Annotated in this window: 18 protein-coding genes and 1 pseudogene; 12 read left to right on the top strand and 7 right to left on the bottom strand. The window is 72.7% G+C overall.

Annotated features, from left to right (window positions below; genetic code table 11):
• Nucleotides 1–269, top strand: a pseudogene (locus tag BM430_RS23375) (hypothetical protein); the annotation flags it as partial.
• Nucleotides 270–448: 179 nt separating this feature from the next.
• Here BM430_RS23375 and BM430_RS23370 read toward each other — a convergent pair.
• Nucleotides 449–1,330: a hypothetical protein gene (locus BM430_RS23370; protein ID WP_093569640.1), complete on the bottom strand. Its 882-nt coding sequence runs from the start codon at nucleotides 1,328–1,330 to the stop codon at nucleotides 449–451.
• A gap of 199 nt (nucleotides 1,331–1,529) precedes the next feature.
• Nucleotides 1,530–2,162 (bottom strand): DUF1134 domain-containing protein, encoded by a 633-nt coding sequence (locus BM430_RS23365; RefSeq protein ID WP_093569639.1) that lies wholly within the window; start codon nucleotides 2,160–2,162, stop codon nucleotides 1,530–1,532.
• Between the two features lie 105 nt (nucleotides 2,163–2,267).
• Between BM430_RS23365 and BM430_RS23360 the strand changes: the two genes are divergently transcribed.
• A complete protein-coding gene (locus tag BM430_RS23360; protein ID WP_093569638.1) occupies nucleotides 2,268–2,768 on the top strand; it encodes a YHS domain-containing (seleno)protein in 501 nt (166 codons plus the stop codon).
• A 10-nt stretch (nucleotides 2,769–2,778) separates the two neighbouring features.
• Here BM430_RS23360 and BM430_RS23355 read toward each other — a convergent pair whose 3' ends face one another.
• A complete protein-coding gene (locus tag BM430_RS23355; protein WP_244539631.1) occupies nucleotides 2,779–3,645 on the bottom strand; it encodes a 3'(2'),5'-bisphosphate nucleotidase CysQ family protein in 867 nt (288 codons plus the stop codon).
• 165 nt (nucleotides 3,646–3,810) lie between these two features.
• On the opposite strand from BM430_RS23355, the gene BM430_RS23350 reads away from it, so the two are divergent.
• The 8 genes from BM430_RS23350 (at nucleotide 3,811) to BM430_RS23315 (ending at nucleotide 13,394) form a co-directional block, all read left to right on the top strand.
• Nucleotides 3,811–4,506, top strand: a complete 696-nt coding sequence (locus BM430_RS23350; RefSeq protein ID WP_093569637.1) for a histidine phosphotransferase ChpT — start codon at nucleotides 3,811–3,813, stop codon at nucleotides 4,504–4,506.
• Nucleotides 4,507–4,687: 181 nt separating this feature from the next.
• The gene (locus BM430_RS23345; protein ID WP_093569636.1) at nucleotides 4,688–7,465 is read left to right on the top strand and encodes a hybrid sensor histidine kinase/response regulator; all 2,778 of its coding nucleotides are present in this window, start codon (nucleotides 4,688–4,690) and stop codon (nucleotides 7,463–7,465) included.
• Nucleotides 7,466–7,538: 73 nt separating this feature from the next.
• Complete coding sequence (locus tag BM430_RS23340) at nucleotides 7,539–8,039, top strand: chemotaxis protein CheW (protein ID WP_093569635.1); 501 nt, start codon at nucleotides 7,539–7,541, stop codon at nucleotides 8,037–8,039.
• 17 nt (nucleotides 8,040–8,056) lie between these two features.
• Nucleotides 8,057–8,422, top strand: a complete 366-nt coding sequence (locus BM430_RS23335; protein ID WP_093569648.1) for a response regulator — start codon at nucleotides 8,057–8,059, stop codon at nucleotides 8,420–8,422.
• Between the two features lie 162 nt (nucleotides 8,423–8,584).
• The gene (locus tag BM430_RS23330; protein WP_093569634.1) at nucleotides 8,585–9,766 is read left to right on the top strand and encodes a protein-glutamate methylesterase/protein-glutamine glutaminase; all 1,182 of its coding nucleotides are present in this window, start codon (nucleotides 8,585–8,587) and stop codon (nucleotides 9,764–9,766) included.
• A 40-nt stretch (nucleotides 9,767–9,806) separates the two neighbouring features.
• Nucleotides 9,807–10,718 (top strand): CheR family methyltransferase, encoded by a 912-nt coding sequence (locus BM430_RS23325; RefSeq protein WP_093569633.1) that lies wholly within the window; start codon nucleotides 9,807–9,809, stop codon nucleotides 10,716–10,718.
• A gap of 944 nt (nucleotides 10,719–11,662) precedes the next feature.
• Nucleotides 11,663–12,268 (top strand): hypothetical protein, encoded by a 606-nt coding sequence (locus BM430_RS23320; protein ID WP_093569632.1) that lies wholly within the window; start codon nucleotides 11,663–11,665, stop codon nucleotides 12,266–12,268.
• Nucleotides 12,269–12,404: 136 nt separating this feature from the next.
• On the top strand, nucleotides 12,405–13,394 hold the full coding sequence (locus BM430_RS23315; protein ID WP_093569631.1) for an acrylyl-CoA reductase (NADPH): 990 nt from the start codon (nucleotides 12,405–12,407) through the stop codon (nucleotides 13,392–13,394).
• A 37-nt stretch (nucleotides 13,395–13,431) separates the two neighbouring features.
• Here BM430_RS23315 and BM430_RS23310 read toward each other — a convergent pair whose 3' ends face one another.
• From BM430_RS23310 to BM430_RS23300, 3 genes are all read right to left on the bottom strand, one after another.
• Nucleotides 13,432–13,635, bottom strand: a complete 204-nt coding sequence (locus tag BM430_RS23310; protein WP_093569630.1) for a hypothetical protein — start codon at nucleotides 13,633–13,635, stop codon at nucleotides 13,432–13,434.
• 75 nt (nucleotides 13,636–13,710) lie between these two features.
• The gene (locus BM430_RS23305) at nucleotides 13,711–14,007 is read right to left on the bottom strand and encodes an antibiotic biosynthesis monooxygenase family protein (protein ID WP_093569629.1); all 297 of its coding nucleotides are present in this window, start codon (nucleotides 14,005–14,007) and stop codon (nucleotides 13,711–13,713) included.
• Between the two features lie 3 nt (nucleotides 14,008–14,010).
• Nucleotides 14,011–14,472 carry a MarR family winged helix-turn-helix transcriptional regulator gene (locus BM430_RS23300; RefSeq protein ID WP_093569628.1) on the bottom strand — a complete coding sequence of 154 codons (462 nt, stop codon included), beginning with the start codon at nucleotides 14,470–14,472 and terminating at the stop codon, nucleotides 14,011–14,013.
• Between the two features lie 110 nt (nucleotides 14,473–14,582).
• Here BM430_RS23300 and queA point away from each other — a divergent pair, with 110 nt between their 5' ends.
• Nucleotides 14,583–15,671, top strand: coding sequence for a tRNA preQ1(34) S-adenosylmethionine ribosyltransferase-isomerase QueA (queA, locus tag BM430_RS23295; RefSeq protein ID WP_093569627.1), 1,089 nt, complete (start codon nucleotides 14,583–14,585; stop codon nucleotides 15,669–15,671).
• Nucleotides 15,668–16,801 carry a tRNA guanosine(34) transglycosylase Tgt gene (gene tgt / locus BM430_RS23290; RefSeq protein ID WP_093569626.1) on the top strand — a complete coding sequence of 378 codons (1,134 nt, stop codon included), beginning with the start codon at nucleotides 15,668–15,670 and terminating at the stop codon, nucleotides 16,799–16,801. Before queA ends, tgt begins: the two co-directional genes overlap by 4 nt.
• A 7-nt stretch (nucleotides 16,802–16,808) precedes the next feature.
• On the opposite strand, the gene BM430_RS23285 is transcribed toward tgt, so the two are convergent.
• Nucleotides 16,809–17,924 (bottom strand): hypothetical protein, encoded by a 1,116-nt coding sequence (locus tag BM430_RS23285; protein WP_143132106.1) that lies wholly within the window; start codon nucleotides 17,922–17,924, stop codon nucleotides 16,809–16,811.
• Nucleotides 17,925–17,928: the final 4 nt, after the last annotated feature.

The raw sequence follows: 17,928 nt of genomic DNA, 5'->3' as shown, positions 1-17,928 counted from the left end.
TGCGGGTGCTGGACCGGCCGGACATCCCGCTGCACACCAATGGATCGGAGAACGACATCCGGGCCTGCGTGACCAAGCGGCGGATCTCGGGCGGCACGATGAGTGTGGCTGGGCGGGCCGCCCGCGATGCGCTGCTGGGTCTCATGAAGACCTGCACCAAGCTCGGAATCTCGTTCTTCCGCTACCTCGGCGACCGCCTCGGCATCCCCGATCACGGGCCACCCATCCCACCTCTCGCAGACTTGGTCAGGCAGACCTCACCAGCCTGACCGCCCGCGATTTTGCCCCGGTTACGTGTTTCCAAGCCGTTTCCAGCCTCATGCTGTGCGGCTTTGCGAGGCTTCGGGCGGGAGCGATGTGCCGCAGAGCACACGGCGCCGCGCCCTCACCCTTGGTCATCCACCCGCCACCCGCGCGAGCGGACCTGCCTGCGCCCGACCCTCAAGCGTCACCCCGCCGCGGCGGGCGTCGGCAAAGGCGTCGCCTGCGGCATGCGCGGCTCGGGCCGGCCCTGATTCATCAGGGCGTCGGCCACCTCGGCGATCCGGCGTTCCAGGGCGGCGTTCTGGGCCGCGATCTCGGCGGTGGGGAGCGGGGACGCCGTCCGCGCGGACTGCTGCAGGGCCGCGTGCAGCCGCGCGATCTCGGCCCGGGCCGCCTCGATCTCGGCGGCGTGGCGGGTGTTGAGGTCGGCCAGCGCGTCTTCGAGGGCCTGGATCTGCTCGCGGGCGGCGCTGGCGACGCTCTCGCCCGCCGCGGCCACCTGCCCGCGGGCCGCCCGGACCCGCTCCTCGGCGACGCCGCGCGCCGCCTCGGCCTCGGCCCGGCCGCTGCGGCTCGCCTCGATCTCGTTGCGCAACGACGCGAGCTCGGCGAGCGCCCGCTGGTAGGGGCCCTCCAGCGCCCGCATCGCCTCCTCGGCGGCGGCGCGGGCGGTGCGGGCCTCGGCCAGCTCGCCCTGGACTTGGGCGAGGTTGCCGCGCGCCGCCGCGAGGTCGCGCTCGATCTCGCCGAGATGCGCGTCCCGGCGCTCGATCTCCTGGGTGAGCGTGCCGATGCGCACGGTGCGCCGGCCCATCTCCTCCATCTCGGCCCGGCGGGCGGCCTGCGCCTCCTCGACCCGGCGCTCGAGCTGGCGCTCGCGCACCGCGAACTCGGCCCGCAGGTGATCCTTCTCGGCGGTCAGCTCGACGATCGACATCGGGTAGAGCGCTTCGAGCCGCCGCCGCGTCAGGCGCTCGGCCCGGGCGTTGAGCGCCGGCAGGATCAGCAGGGCGCACAGGCTGGCGGCGAGGAACCCCAGCGCCGCGAACATCAGGGACTCGATCACCCGGGCGATACTCTCTCGGCGTCCGGGCGGGGAATCCCGCGCGGACGGTGGATACGGTCGGCGCACCCCGCGCACCGGCATCGGGGCCACGCGCGGGCGGCGCGGCGGGACCCTGCCACGGGACGGGCGCCAGGACTAGCGCGGCCACACGCGGTCGGTTCCCTCGTGCGGGGTCCGGACGCTCCGTTCGGACCCCGTTTCAGAACGGGTTCCAGGTCGGCGAATCGGTGAATTTGAGGTAGCCGACATTGATCCCGAACCGCGCGCCGACCCCGGCGCGGATCGGCACGACCACGATGTTGTCGGCGGTCACCGCCGACATGCCGAACCCCCCGACCACGTAGGCCGAGCCGTCCATGCCGACGAAGCGGCGGTAGAGCGCGTTCACCCGCGGCAGGTTGTAGATCAGCATCATCGAGCGGGCGCCGTCGCCGCCGACGTCGAAGCCGAGGGAGGGGCCCTGCCAGAACACCTTGCGCTGGCCGGCATTGCGGGTGAACAGCGTGCCCTCGCCGAAGCGCACGCCGCCGATGATCGCGCCGGAGGCCTCCTGGCCGAGGATGTAGCCGTTGGGCTCGCCCCAGCGCCGGGTCGCCTCCTGCACCGTGAGGGCGAGGCCGCGCGAGACCGAGCCGAAGAACTGGTGGCCCGAATCGATGATCTCCCGCGGCTGGAAGGTGCCGGGGTCGCCGGGGCCGCGCCCCTGCGCGGCGGCGGGACCGGGCAGGGCGGCGAGCAGGGCGGGCGCGGCGAGGAGAAGGGCCGCGAGGGCGCGCCGGCGCGGGACGCCGGTCTTCTCTCGATCCGAAGCGGCGGAGGGGGCTGAGAGCATTCGTTAGGCATCCCGGCTTAATGTGGTCTCTGCCGGTGTCCCCGGGGCGTCGAGCCCAGGGGAGCCGGCGCGGACGGGCGGCGGGATGCCACAGATGCTGCGAATATGGGTAAGATCCGGTTAACGCGGCGCGGCGTGCTGTCGCTTCTGCCCGCAGGGGCGATCCTGCCTGCCGTCTACGCCCTGCCGGCCCGCGGCGAGACGCCGCTCGGCGTGCCCGGCCTCTACGCCGCCGACCCCCTGACAGCGCTCGCCCTGCGCGGCTTCGATCCGGTCTCCTACCGGCTCGGATCCGCGCCGCTGCCGGGCACCGAGGCGCACGAATTCACCTGGTCGGGCCTGGTCTGGCGCTTCGCGTCCGCGTCGAATCGCGGCGCCTTCGCCCGGACGCCGGAAGCCTATGCCCCGCGCCTCGGCGGCTTCGATCCGGAGGGCATGGCCGCCGGGCGGCTCGTCGAGGCCGATCCTCTGGTCGCGGCCCTGCGCGACGACCGGCTCTACCTGTTCCGGGATGCGGAGCGCCGTGCGCGGACCGGCATGACGCTCATCGACGCCGCGGAGGCGCGCTGGCCGGAGCTCCGGCCCGAGGCCGCGATCGGCGGCTGAACCAGACGGCTCATCCCCGCATCGGGCAAGCCGTCGGCAGCACCGCGCGGCCGGCCTGCGACGGGTCGCCGAAGGCCGCGAACGGGCCGTTGCGGTATTGGCCCGGCCGGCGGCCGTAACCGAGGGGCCGGCCGTCCGGACCGACGAGGCAGCCGCCGGCCCGGGTCAGGATGTGGTCGCCCGCGGCCGTGTCCCACTCCATGGTCGGGCCGCAGCGGACGTAGACGTCGCCCTCGCCGCAGGCGATGAGCCCGAACTTGAGGGCCGACGAAACCCCGCGCCGCGCGCCGATCGGCAGTGCGGCGAGGCAGGCCTCGTCCGCCGCCTCGCCGTGGCTGCGGCTGACCAGGGCGGTCATCCCCTCCGCCGGGACGGGCCGCGAAGCGACCGGCCGGAAGGCGCCCGGCACCCCCTCGACGATCGGCGCCTCGACGGCGTGGTCCCCGGCGGCCCAGACCCGCCCGAGGGCGGGGGCGGCGAGCGCCGCCGCGACCGGCCGCTCGCCGGCGACGAGCGCGATGTTGACCGTGTACTCGCCGGTGCCCTTCAGGAAGTCCTTGGTGCCGTCGAGGGGATCGACGAGGAAGAACAGGGCGGCCGGGGCGGCCTCGGCGGCGGTCTCCTCGGCGATCACCGGGATGCCGGGCCAAATCTGGTTGAGCGCCGCGACGATCTGCGCCTCGGCCGCGAGGTCCGCCTGGCTCGTCGGCGAGCCGTCCGCCTTGAGGTGATGGCGGCAGCCGCCGAGTTCGAAGCGCCGCAGGATCACGCCGGCCGCCGCGGCGATCCCGGCGAGCCCGCCCGCGATGGCGTCGCGCTCGGGCGGCGCGGGCGGGCGGTCGAAGGAGAGGGCTGGCATCGTGAGCGCGGATGTCATGCCTCCGTCATGCCCGGCGCCGGCGGGTTTGTCGATCGATCCGTGCGTGCGACGACGCGCCGTTCGCCTTTTCAAATTGCCGCGCGACGGCTATCCGTGCCGGCAAACCGTGGCGGGAGCCGCCGCGACCTCGACACCATTGGCCGGCCCCGCGGAGCGCACCCCATGACCACCGTCACCCTCGACGCCCTCGACCTCTCGGCGCTGCTCTGCTCGCGGGTCTGCCACGACGTCATCAGCCCCGTCGGCGCCATCGTGAACGGCCTCGAGGTGCTGGAGGACGAGGACAGCGCCGAGATGCGCGACTTCGCCCTCGACCTGATCCGCAAGAGCGCCCGGCAGGCCTCGGCCCGCCTGCAATTCGCCCGCATCGCCTTCGGGGCGGCGGGCTCGGCCGGGGCCAGCATCGACCTCGCCGATGCCGAAAACGTCTCCCGCGGCATGTTCGGCGACGAGAAGACCCAGCTCTCCTGGAGCGCGCCCCGCGCGCTGTTTCCGAAGAACAAGGTCAAGCTGCTCCTGAACCTCGTGGTCATCGCCGTCACGGCGATCCCCCGCGGCGGCGTGATCGACGTCAAGGTCACCGGCGAGGCCGAGGCGCCGCTCTTCGTCCTGACTGCCAAGGGCGCCTATGCCCGCATCCCGCCCCATGTCGAGGCGCTGATCGCCGGCACGCCGGCGGGCGGCACCGTCGACGCGCACGCGATCCAGCCGTTCTATGCCGGCCTGGTCGCCCGGGCCGCCGAGATGGGCGTGCGGTTCTCGATCGAGGGCGACACGGTCACGATCCGGGCCGAGCCCGTGGCCCCGGCCGAGCCCGAGGTCGAGCCCCAGGTCGGCGGCGACGGTAACGGCATCTAACCCCGCGGTGGAACCCGGGGTGGGGCGTCTCCCCGCCCGCGCCCCGAGGTTTTCCCCGATCCCTGTGCGAACGACGACCGGGACCCGGCCAGTGTGAGGATTTCCGGCAACGGATCATAAAGGCTCCCATGGCAGCGTAGAGACTGCGCAGAGATCCTGCGTGGATCGACGAGTGGCTGCGATGGACGATTTGTTGCGTGAGTTCCTGACGGAGTCCGGGGAGCACCTGGACACTGTCGATCTCGAACTCGTCCGGTTCGAGCAGGATCCCAACAACCAGACGATCCTGCGGAATATCTTCCGGCTGGTGCACACCATCAAGGGCACCTGCGGGTTCCTCGGCCTGCCGCGCCTCGAGGCGCTGGCGCACGCCGCCGAGACCCTGATGGGCAAGTTCCGCGACGGGATGCCGGTGACGAGCCCGGCCGTCAGCCTGATCCTGCAGACCCTCGACCGGATCAAGCTGATCCTGGCCGAGCTGGAGCGCACCGGCGGCGAGCCGGCCGGGGTCGACGAAGACCTGATCGGTGCCCTCGACCGCATGTCCGAGGGGCCGATCCCGGAGCCCGAGCCGGTGCCCGTCGCCCCCCCGTCGGCCTCCGGCACCCTGGTGCTGCAGGTGCTGGAGCGGGCGCTCAAGCCCGGCGAGGTCTCCCTCGACGATCTCGAGCGCGCCTTCCGCGACACCGAGGTCGAGGTCGAGGCTCCCGCGCCGATGCCGGCCCCCGAGCCCGTCCGTCAGGAGGCCGCCCGTCCCGAACCCGTTCGCCAGGAGCCCGTTCGGCAGGAGCCCGTTCGTCTGGAGCCGGTCCGTCAGGAGGCCGCCGCGCCGGCGCCCGAGCCCCGCCGGGCCGATCCCGCGCGGGCCGAGCCCGCGGCCGCCGAGGCCGAGGGCGGCCCGGTCAGCAAGGTGCAGACGATCCGGGTGAACGTCGACACCCTCGAGCACCTGATGACGATGGTCTCGGAGCTGGTGCTGACCCGCAACCAGCTGCTCGAGATCGCCCGCCGGCACGAGGACGGCAACTACAAGGTGCCGCTGCAGCGCCTGTCCCACGTCACCGCCGAGCTGCAGGAAGGGGTGATGAAGACCCGCATGCAGCCGATCGGGTCGGCCTGGCAGAAGCTGCCGCGGGTGGTGCGCGATCTCTCGTCGGAACTCGGCAAGAAGATCGACCTGGTGATGCAGGGCGCCGAGACCGAGCTCGACCGCCAGGTCCTCGAGGTCATCAAGGACCCGCTCACCCACATGGTGCGCAACTCGGCCGATCACGGCATCGAGTCGGGCGCCGAGCGCAAGGCTGCCGGCAAGCCCGACAAGGGCACGATCCGCCTCAACGCCTTCCACGAGGGCGGCACGATCACGATCGAGATCGCCGACGACGGCAAGGGCCTCGACCTCTCGGCGATCCGCCGCAAGGCGGTCGAGCGCGGCGTCGCCACGGAGGCCGAGGTCGAGCGGATGACCGACGCCCAGGTGGCGAAGTTCATCTTCCACGCCGGCTTCTCCACCGCCAAGGCGGTCACCTCGGTCTCGGGCCGCGGCGTCGGCATGGACGTGGTGAAGACCAATATCGAGCTGATCGGCGGCACGATCGACATCCAGACCCAGCTCGGCCGCGGCACCACCTTCACGATCAAGATCCCGCTGACCCTCGCCATCGTGGCGGCGCTGATCGTGTCGGCCCGCGAGCAGCGCTTCGCGATCCCGCAGGTCTCGGTCCTCGAACTGGTGCGGGTGCAGCCCGGCACCGACCACACGGTCGAGCGGATCAACGGCTCGCCGGTCCTGCGCCTGCGCGACCGCCTGCTGCCGATCGTGCCGGTCGCGGCGATGCTCGGCCTCGACGCGCCCGACGCCCCGGCCTCGACCGATGTGGGCTTCGTGGTGGTGAGCCAGGTCGGGCGCCAGCGCTTCGGCATCCTGGTCGACGGCGTCTTCCACACGGAGGAGATCGTCGTGAAGCCGATGTCCTCGAAGCTGCGGCACATCCCGCTCTTCTCGGGCAACACCATCCTCGGCGACGGCGCGGTGGTGCTGATCATCGACCCGAACGGCGTCGCCAAGATGGTCGGCTCGGGCACGGCGAGCGGCCAGCCCGGCGAGGTCGAGGCGGAGGCCGAGGGCGACGAGAGCGGGGCCGATCAGGCGGTGACGCTCCTGGTGTTCAAGGGCGGCGGCGACTCGCTGAAGGCCGTGCCCCTCTCCCTGGTCACGCGCCTCGAGGAGATCGACGCGGCCAAGATCGAGTGGGTCGGCGGACGCCCGCTGATCCAGTATCGCGGCCGCCTGATGCCCCTCGTCCCGGCCGATCCCTCGCAGGCGCTCAAGCGCGAGGGCGCCCAGGCCCTGGTGGTGTTCTCCGACGGCGAGCGCTCGATGGGCCTCGTGGTCGACGAGATCGTCGACATCGTCGACGAGGTGCTGGACGTCGAACTGGTCACCGAGCGCTCCGACCTGATCGGCTCGGCGGTGGTGCGCAACCGGGCGACCGAGATCGTCAACATCGCCCATTACCTGCCGCTCGCCCACGACGATTGGGGCCAGGCGGCGCACCGCGCGGTGCCGAAGGCGCCGAGCCTGCTCCTCGTCGACGACTCGGCCTTCTTCCGCGAGATGCTGACCCCGGTGCTCAAGGCGGCCGGCTTCCGCGTGACGCAGGCCGCCGATGCCGAGGAGGCCATGCGCCATCTCGGCGGCGAGGCGAAGCTCGACCTCGTGGTCTGCGACCTCGAGATGCCGGGCCGCTCAGGGTTCGACCTGATCGAGGCGATGCGCAAGAGCGGCGGCCGGCTCGCCGCGATGCCGGTGGTGGCGCTCGCCGGCACGATGGCGCCGGATTCGCTCGCCCGGGCGCGGGCGCTGGGCGTCGCCGATTGCGTGGCGAAGTTCGACCGCTCCGGCCTCGTGGCGGCGGTGAACGAGATCACCAGCACCCCCCTCGACGCCGCGGCCTGATCCGCTGACGCGATCGTCCGGGCGCGCCTGTCCGCGTCCGGACCGACCTTCCTCCCACGCCCGAGCCCCGCCCATGATGGCCGCCAACACCAACACCGCCGGCACGACCGCGCCCTCCACCGGCGAGACCACCGATTACGTGACCGTGCTCCTCGGCGACGAGCTGTTCGGCCTGCCGATCGACCGGGTGCACGACGTCTTCATCGCCACCAACCTCACCGACGTCCCGCTGGCGCCGCCGGAGATCAAGGGCCTGCTCAACCTGCGCGGCCGCGTCGTCACGGCGCTCTGCCTGCGCCGCCGCCTCGGCCTGCCCGACCGCACCGGCGACGGCCGCAACATGGCGGTGGGCCTGGAGCATGGCGGCGAGGCCTACGGCCTGCTCGTCGACCAGGTCGGGGAGGTGATGAAGCTCTCGGCCGACACCTACGAGCCGAACCCGGTCCATCTCCACAACCGCTGGCGCGCGGTCTCCCGCGGGGTGCACCGCCTCGACGGCCGCCTGCTGATGATCCTCGACGTCGAGGCGGTCCTCGCCTTCGGCGACGAGCGCCAAGCGGCCAGCGCGGCGTGATCCCCGGGGGCGGCCGGATGAGAACCTTCCTGATCGTCGACGACTCGGCGGTGATCCGCAAGGTGGCGCGCCGGATCATCGAGGGCCTCGGCTTCCGGGTCGCGGAGGCCGAGGACGGCCGCGAGGCGGTCGAGCAGTGCCGCTCCGCCATGCCGGATGCCGTCCTGCTCGACTGGAACATGCCGCACATGGACGGCTACGACGTCCTGCGCGCCCTGCGCCGGCTGCCCGAGGGCGACCACCCGAAGGTGCTGTTCTGCACCATCGAGAACGACGTCGCGTCGATCGCCCGCGCGCTCCAGGCCGGCGCCGACGAATACATCATGAAGCCCTTCGACAAGGACATCATGACCGCCAAGCTCCAGGCGGTGGGCCTCGCCTGAGAGGCTCACCGCGCCGCGGGCCTCTCGCCCGAGGCCCGCGGCAAAGCGGGTCTCGCCGGAAGGCCGGCCGCACGACGGACCCGAGATGCCCCGAGACGCCCCGGTTTCGCGACCGGGGCCCGATTCCCCGGCCGCCCCGCGGCGCGCCCACCGAGAAACGCCATGGCCGCATCCGCCGCGCCCTCCACCCCATCAGCCAGCGCCGGTCCCCGCATCCGCGTCCTCGTGGCCGACGATTCCGTCGTGGTCCGCGGCCTCGTCTCGCGCTGGCTCGAAGAGGCCGGCTGCGAGGTCGTCGGCACCGCCTCGAACGGCCGCATCGCGCTGGACGCCCTCGACCGGGTCCAGCCCGACATCGTGCTCCTCGACATCGAGATGCCGGAGCTCGACGGCACCCAGGCGCTGCCCCGGATGCTGGCCAAGCGCCCCGGGCTCCAGGTCGTGATGATGTCGACCCTGACCCAGCGCAACGCGGAGATCTCGCTGCGCTGCCTGGCACTCGGGGCGATCGACTACCTGCCGAAGCCCGAGGGCAACCGCGGCGTCACCACCCAGGCGAGCTTTCGCGAGGACCTCGTCCAGAAGATCCGGATGCTCGGGGCCGACCTGCGCAACCGGCCCCGCGCCCGGCCCGCGGCGTTCCCCGAGCGGCCCGGCCCGGTCGGGCTGCCCGAGCGCCCGGCCGCCGTCCCGGCACCGGCGCCGCGCCCGGCGACGATTGCCGCGCCGGTGAGCGTGCGCCCGCGCCCCTTACGCACCAGCCCGCCGCGCTGCCTGCTCATCGGCTCCTCGACCGGTGGTCCTCGGGCGGTGGGGGAGGTGCTGGAGGGAATCGGTGCCGCGACCCTGCGGCGCGTGCCGGTCCTGATCGTCCAGCACATGCCGCCGGTCTTCACCGCGGTCTTCGCCGAGCATCTCGGCGCCCGGATCGGCCTGCCGGCGGCGGAGGCCAAGCACGGCGAGCCGGTGCGCCCGGGCGTCGTCTACGTCGCCCCCGGCGGGCGCCACATGGGGCTCACCGGCACCGCCGCCGAGGCGGTGATCCAGCTCAACGACGGGCCGCCGGTCAATTTCTGCCGCCCGGCGGTCGACGTGATGTTCCGCGATGCGGCCGAGGTCTACGGCGCCGCCACCCTGTCGGTGATCCTCACCGGCATGGGATCGGACGGCACCAAGGGCGCCAAGGCCCTGGTCGATGCCGGCGGGGTCATGCTCGCCCAGGACGAGGCGACCTCGACGGTCTGGGGCATGCCCGGCAGCCTGGTGAAGGCCGGCTACGCCCACGAGATCCTGCCGCTGCCGGCGATCGGCCCGGCGCTCCGCACCGCCATCGGCGGTCACTGATGGATATCCTGCCACGGATCCGGGGGAGGATGCCGCGCCGATGACCGAAACCGAGTTCGACTTCCTCCGCCTCTACCTCAAGCAGCGCTCCGGCCTCGCCCTCACGGCGGAGAAGCGCTACCTAGTCGAGAGCCGCCTGTCGCCGGTCTGCCGGCGCTTCAACCTCGCCGGGCTGACCGAGCTGATCGGCTGCCTGCGGCTCGCCCGCGACGGCGCCATCGAGCGGGCGGTGGTCGAGGCGATGACCACCAACGAGACCTTCTTCTTTCGCGACCGCACGCCGTTCGACCTGTTTCGCGACGTGCTGCTGCCCGGAGCGCTGGCGGCCCGGGCCAACCAGCGCCGCCTGCGGATCTGGTGCGCCGCCGCCTCCACCGGCCAGGAGCCGTACTCGCTGGCGATGCTGCTCGCGGAGGCGGCCCCCCGGCTCGCCGGCTGGCGGGTCGAGATCGTCGCCACCGACCTCTCGACCGAGGTGCTGGAGAAGGCCAGGCTCGGCCTGTACAACCAGTTCGAGGTCCAGCGCGGCCTGCCGGTGCAGCTGATGCTCAAGCACTTCACCCAGGTGGGCGAGCAGTGGCGCATCGCGGAATCCCTGCGCCAGATGGTCGATTTCCGCCCGCTGAACCTGCTGCAGCCGTTCGAGCAGCTCGGCACCTTCGACATCGTCTATTGCCGCAACGTGCTGATCTACTTCGACACGGTGACCAAGGCCGACGTGCTGCGCCGCATCGCCGACCAGCTCGCCCCCGACGGTGCGGTGCTGCTCGGCGCCGCCGAGACGGTGATCGGCATCACCGAATCGCTGATGCCGGACCCCGAGCATCGCGGCCTCTACCGGCACGCCAGGGCCGGGGCGAGCGCGACGGTGCCGGTGCCGAGCCTGGCGGCGCCGAGCACCGCGGCACCGGCCGCCCCGGTGGCCGCTGGCTTGCGCTGGGCGACGCGCTGAGATCCCGGTGCGGGCGAGACCGCTGTCTCGCCCGGCCTTTTCCCGCGAAGCGAGGTTGGTCTCCCGCGGAGAGGGCGACCGGCGCCGTCGCGGGCGTATGGCCTTCCGTCCAGAATGAACCGCTCCGGGTGTCCCGGAGGCTCCGACTTCTGAGCTCGACTTCGGCCAATCGGCCAGTGCCTGTCGACGGTCTCCCCAGGCGAGGCTGGACGCGCCGAGGGATTTTCGCACTCTCGCCTCGTCGATGGGACATGGCGAAAGTCCCCATCGGACCTGCCGAGCAGTCACTCACCGGGGAACATCCTCGCTGCCGTAACGAATCGGCTTTGCCTTTGGACGCCATAGGACGCGTACGTGGCCAAAGTCGATCGCAAGATGTGGTTGTGATCAGGGCGAGACTATCGGTCGGTCAAACAGGCTCTCGGAGCCTGCTCGGCCGATTCTGTCCAATGCTCGCGTGCCCTGATCTCGAATCTCCTCCCGTAGACGCTCGCGGCGTGCAGGCCGGTTCCGGGTCTGGAACGGGGGAGCGGGATGACCAGTCTTCCCCTCTGCGCGACTTGAGCTCTGCGCAACTTGGGCTCTGCGCAACTTGGTCGGGCGGCCGCGTCCTGTCCCGTCGCGCCACGGGACGATGCCGTGTCGACGGAGAGTCGTGCCGCAGTCGTGCGCGTGACCGGTCCGAGCCCGGGCTTATGGTTTACGCCGACACTATCGGCCAAGGACAATTCGAAGGTTCCCGAGTCCCGCCGACCGATCGACTCTCAGGCTTGCGCGAATCCCTCCGCATTTCGCCGAAATACGTAGTAAATCCCGAGGGCAATTTTACCCTCTTCCGGGTTTCGGCTTGCCTGGAGGGCGTTCGAGCGGCTTCTCTCATGGGCAAGCGTGGCGCTGGCGAGCCCCGCGCCGACCCTTTCACCGCCCCTCGAGGAAGCCTGACCATGACCGCCCGGGTCACCCGTGCCACCACCCGCGCCACCGCCGCGACCGCCCTCGCGGCGGGCCTGCTCTTCGCCGCCCCGGCCGTCGCCGGCGGCTACGGCTGCACCACCGATTGCTACCGCCACGTCGCGACCCCGCCGGTCTACGGCACGGTGTCCGAGCAGGTGATGGTGCGCCCGCCGCGCACGGTGAGCCACGTCGTGCCGCCGGTCTACGACACCGTCTCCGAGCAGGTGCTGGTCGCGCCGGCCCGCCGGGTGTGGCAGACCTCCGTCGACGCCTACGGCCAGACTGTCGGCTGCTGGGTCACGATTCCCGCCCGCTACGCCACCCAGACCCGCCGCGTGCTGGTGCGCCCGGCCCAGGTGGTGCCGCAGGTGATCCCGCCGGCCTACGCCTCCTACCAGCGCCGCGTCCTGGTCGAGCCCGGCCGCTCGGGCTGGGTGCCGGCGAATGGCGGCGGCTACGGCGCCGGTCCGGCCCCGGGCGGGATCGTCGGCGCGGGGCTCGGCCTCGCGGGAGCGGGCGTCGGGCTCGCCGGCGCGGCGGTCGGCGCCGGGACCGGCCTCGTCTTCGGCGGCGGCAGCATCTACGACGGCTACTGAGCCGAACGCGCGGCCCGGGCTCGCACCCGGGCCGCTTCGCTGAAGCCCCCGGCCTTGCCGCGGCGGCACTCGCGCACCAGAACCCTGAGCACGGCGAACGCGGCTGGAGCGCCGCGCGCGATCAGGGAGGCGGAGCGTGGGCACCTTCAAGGCGGTGGTGATCGAGAAGGGCGAGGGCGGGCAACGCGTCGCGCTCAAGGATGTCGACGAGTCCGAACTGATGGACGGCGACGTCACCGTCCGGGTCACCCACTCCACCCTGAACTACAAGGACGGGCTGGCGCTGACCGGCAAGGCCCCGGTGGTGCGGCGCTGGCCGATGATTCCCGGCATCGACTTCGCCGGCGTGGTCGAGACCTCCTCCCACCCGGACTGGAAGCCCGGCGACGCCGTGGTGCTCAACGGCTGGGGCACCGGCGAGACCCATCTCGGCGCCTACGCGGAGAAGTCGCGGGTCAAGGGCGACTGGCTGGTGGCGCTGCCGGCCAACCTCACCCCCGAGCAGGCGATGGCGGTCGGTACCGCCGGCTACACCGCGATGCTGGCCGTGCTGGCGCTGGAGCGCCACGGCCTCACGCCGGAATCCGGCCCGGCCCTGGTGACGGGGGCCGCCGGTGGCGTCGGCTCGGTGGCGATCTCGCTCCTGGCGCGGGCCGGCTGGCACGTCATCGCCTCGACCGGACGGGCCGACGAGGAGGCGGGGTACCTGCGCGGCCTCGGCGCGGCCGAGATCATCGATCGGGCCGAGCTGAGCCAGCCGGGCAAGCCCCTGGGGAAGGAGCGCTGGGCCGCCGCGATCGACGCGGTCGGTTCGACGACCCTCGCCAACGCCCTCGCGATGACCAAGTACGGCGGCGCCGTCGCGGCCTGCGGGCTCGCCGGCGGCATGGACCTGCCGACCTCGGTGGCGCCGTTCATCCTGCGCGGAGTCGCGCTCTACGGCATCGAGAGCGTCATGGCGCCGCTCTCCCTGCGCCGCGAGGCCTGGGCCCGGCTCGCCCGCGACCTCGATCCTGCCGCCCTGTCGGCGATGACCACCACCGTGCCGCTCGCCGAGGTGATCGAACGCGGGCCCGAGATCCTCGCCGGGCGCACCCGCGGTCGGGTCGTCGTGACGATCGCGTAAGCGCGAACCCTCGGGCCCGCGCCGATCGTCTCACCGATCAGGCGGTGGCCGGCCTCTCGCCGGCGCGGGCCTGCTCGCGCAGGCGGCTCACCTGGGCCCGCGCCCGGGCCGCCGCGGCCTTGCGGGCGTAGTGGTTGCGCGTGAAGCCGAAACGGGCGGAAGCGGCGAGGCTCTCCAGCCGCTCGGCCTCGCACTCCCACCAGACGACGAGCTCGGCATCGAGGGTCGGATGGTTGGCCATGACGAGAGACTCCGCGACGGTCGGAACCGGTTCCGCCTCAGATGGGGCGGCACAACCCGTGATGCTACTCCGTCGTCAGGTGCGGATCACCTCGTAGAGGCCCGGATGGTGCGGGAAGCGCCCCATTTCCGGCCCGACTAGAGCCCGGAAGGCGGGGTCGGCGGTCGCCGCCCGGAACGCCTCGGCCGAGCGCCAGGTCGCCACGTTGACCAGCAGGAAGCGGGCGCCCGGCACGACGGCGCGATGCAGCTTGGTCTCGACGAAGCCGGGCTGCCGGCGCAGGTGGTCGGCCGCACGCTCCCAGTAGGCGATGGCCTCCGCCTCGTCCCCGGGGGCGACCTCGAAGGAATTGATCAGCACGACATCGCTCATGACTTAAGCCTCCGCGGCGCCGCTCTCCTCGTCCCGCTCCAGCGCGGCGCGCAGGCGCCGGAGCAGGGTCGTGGCATCCCGGAGGGAGTCGGACTCGCATCCCTCCGTCACGCGGGCGGCCCAGGCGGCTTGGCGCTCCTGCGCCGCCGCATAGGCGTGCCGGCCGGCCTCGGTCAGCACCACCAGGGCGGCCCGCCGGTGATCCGGATTGGGCGCGAGCGCCACGAACCCGTCCCCCGCCAGCTCGGTCACCAGGCGCCGCACCGCCTGCCGGGTCAGCCCCATCGCCCGCGCCGCGCCCGCGATCGTCAGCGGCCGCCCCGCCAGGGCGACGGCGCCGAGCACCTGCCAGCGGGCGCTGGTCAGGCCGAGGTCGCGGGTGAGCGCGTCGCCGGCGGCGAGCAGGGCGCCGTTGAGGCGAAACACCTCCAGGATCAGCGCGGTGGCGGCCTCGACCCGGGACACGGGACCTCTCTTCGTTCGACAACACGATGCTCACTCGACAACATATTGTCAATTGCCTGGAATGCGCCTGCCCCATTGATCCGGCGGCGGAATCCTGGCTGAAGGGCCGGATGCGCGTGGACCTGTTCGATTTCGACCTGCCGGAGGACCGTATCGCCCTCCGGCCCGCGGTGCCGCGGGACGGCGCCCGCCTGATGCTGCTGCATCCCGGCAGCCCCCCGGAGGACCGGGTGGTGCGCGACCTGCCGGGCCTGCTGCGGCCCGGCGACGTCCTGGTGTTCAACGACACGCGGGTGATCCCGGCGCGCCTGCGCGGCCTGCGCCACCGGCCGGACGGCCCTACGGTGCGCCTCGAGGCGATGCTGCATCTCCGCGAGGCGCCGGATCGCTGGCGCGCCTTCGCGCGGCCGGCCAAGCGCCTGCGGGTCGGCGACCGGGTCAGCTTCGGCGGGACCGGAGAGGGCGAGGCCTGTGCTCTCACCCGCCTCGACGCCACGATCGTGGAGCGCGGGGAGGGGGGCGAGACCACCTTCGCCTTCGACCTCGCCGGGCCGGCCCTCGACGAGGCGGTGGCGGCTCTCGGCGAATTGCCGCTGCCCCCCTACATCGCCGCCAAGCGCCCGACCGACGCCCAGGACGCCGCAGACTACCAGACCGTCTACGCCCGCGAGCCGGGGGCGGTGGCGGCCCCCACCGCCGGCCTGCACTTCACGCCCGCGCTGCTCGACGCCTGCTCGGCCGCCGGCCTGACACAGGTGCGGGTGACGCTGCATGTCGGCGCCGGCACCTTCCTGCCGGTCAAGGCCGACGACACCGACGAGCACCGGATGCATGCCGAGATCGGCGAGATCACCCGCGAGGCCGCCGAGGCGCTGAACCGCGCCCGCGCGGCGGGCGGTCGGATCGTCGCCATCGGCACCACGGCGCTCCGGCTGCTCGAGAGCGCCGCCGAGCCCGACGGCACGATCCGGCCCTGGACCGGCGCCACCGACATCTTCATCACGCCGGGCTACCGCTTCCGCGCGGTTGACGCGCTGATGACCAACTTCCACCTGCCGCGCTCGACCCTGTTCATGCTCGTCTCGGCCTTCGCCGGGCTCGAGCCGATGCGGGCGGCCTACGACGCCGCGATCACCCGCGGCTACCGGTTCTATTCCTACGGCGACAGCAGCCTGCTCTTCCGGGCGGAGACGCGATGACCGACCAGTTCAGCTTCACCGTTGCGGCCACCGACGGCCCCGCCCGCACCGGCGAGATCCGGATGCCGCGGGGCGTGATCCGTACCCCGGCCTTCATGCCGGTGGGCACCGCCGGCACCGTCAAGGCGATGTATCCCGAGCAGGTCAAGGCGCTCGGCGCCGACGTGGTCTTGGGGAACACCTACCACCTGATGCTGCGCCCCGGCGCGGAGCGGGTGGCGCGCTTGGGGGGCCTGCACGCGATGATGCAGTGGCCCTACCCGATCCTGACCGATTCCGGCGGCTTCCAGGTCATGTCGCTGGCGGGGCTTCGCAAGCTCGACGAGACCGGCGTGCGGTTCCAGTCGCATCTCGACGGCTCGACGCATCTGCTCAGCCCCGAGCGCTCGATCGAGATCCAGGGCCTGCTCGGCTCGGACATCCAGATGCAGCTCGACGAGTGCGTGCGCCTGCCCGCGCCCGAATCGGCGATCGAGAGCGCGATGCGGCTGTCCCTCCGCTGGGCCGAGCGCTGCCGCATCGCCTTCGGCGACCAGCCCGGCAAGGCGATGTTCGGCATCGTGCAGGGCGGCGACATCCCAGGCCTGCGGGTCGAGAGCGCGCGGGCGCTGGTCGATCTCGACCTCAAGGGCTACGCGATCGGCGGCCTCGCGGTCGGCGAGCCGCAGGCGACGATGCTGGCGATGATCGAGACCGTCGAGCCGCACCTGCCGACCGAGAAACCCCGCTACCTGATGGGCGTCGGCACGCCGGACGACATCGTCCAGGCGGTGAGCCGCGGCATCGACATGTTCGACTGCGTGATGCCGACCCGGGCCGGCCGCCACGGCATGGTCTATACCCGCCACGGCCGCCTCAACCTGCGCAACGCGCGCTTCGCCGAGGACAACGCGCCCCTTGACCCGGAATCGACCTGCCCGGCGGCGAACCTCTACAGCAAGGCCTACCTGCACCACCTCGTCCGCGCCGGCGAAATTCTGGGGATGATGCTGCTGACTTGGAACAACCTGTCCTACTACCAGGACCTGATGGCGGGCCTGCGCCGGGCCATCGCGGCTGGGCGGCTCCACGACTTCATCGGCGAGACCCGGGAGGGCTGGGAGAAGGCGGAGCGCGACCGGGTGGCGTGACGCGCCCTCAGGGCGCCGCCGCCCGCGGCGCGGCGAGCACCCGATAGAACCCGTCCGGGTCGTCGCGTCCCTCCGCGACTACCCGGCGCAGGGCCGAGACGATCCGGTCGGCGACCGGCAGGCGGTAATGCAGGGCGTCCCAGTATTGGGTGTCGTCCCGGGTCACGCTCGACGGAATGCGGAAATCGACCGCGGTGGCACCGTGCCGTCGCGCGATCTCCGCCACCCGCGCCTTGCAGACCGCCTCGCGGGCGGCCGCCGCGCTGCCGGGCTCGGGCTGCGCCGCCACGTTGACCGGCATGAAGGCGACGATCTTGCGCGAGTCCGCCGGTGCGAGGCCGAGAAGCTCGTCGAGCCAGGGGAGGGCGGGCGTGGCCGGATCCGCCTCGGTCGGCGCCTTTCGGGCGGCGGGCGCTCCTTGGGCGGTGGGCGCTCCTTGGGCGGACGCTTCGGGGAGAGGCGCGTCGCCGTGGATATGCGCCGCGGCGCGGGCGGCGTCGTAACGCGATTCCGGCGGGGTGAAGACCTCGTAGCCGTCGCCGCGGATGCGGGCCGGCAGGCGCCCGAGGCGATGGAGTAGAGCCCGTCCGGCGATCTCGACGCTCTGCTGGTTCCACTGATGAAACATTGCGGTCCAGGCCAGGGGCTCGCGGTAGAGCCAGGGCGGGAAGGCCCGGAAGGTCAGGCGCTTCCGGTCCGCATCCGCCTCGCACCACGGCGCGTCGAGGCCGAACAGCAAAGCCGTCGCGGGTCCCCGCGCCAGGAACAGCCGGGCGAGCTGCGTCTGCTCCCAGGGCGTCGCGGCGTTCATCGCGAGGTTGGCGAAGTGCCCGCCGAAGGCCCGGTCGAGGGCCCGCGGATCGAGAAGGCGTGCGGTCGAGGTGCCGAACACCGCCGCATCGTACGCCCCGCTCCGCACGACCTGCGGGTACATGAAGCGCTGGTTGAGATCCATGATCGGCCCCGGCACCCGCCCGGGCGCGGCGCGCAGGCCGTAGGGGTCGAGGGCGGCCACGAAGGCGAGCACGAGGAGCCCGGCCAGCCCGGCCGCGCCGAGGAGGAGGCCCGTGAAAAGCCGCCAGATCGCGGCGGACTCGGCGTGGGAGGCGGTGTCGGGCGGCATCGAT

Origin of the sequence: Methylobacterium sp. 174MFSha1.1 (genome assembly GCF_900116815.1) — a bacterium.
GTDB lineage: Bacteria > Pseudomonadota > Alphaproteobacteria > Rhizobiales > Beijerinckiaceae > Methylobacterium.
Note: the sequence above shows the minus strand (reverse complement) of the source record. Positions and strands in the feature narration are given on the sequence as shown.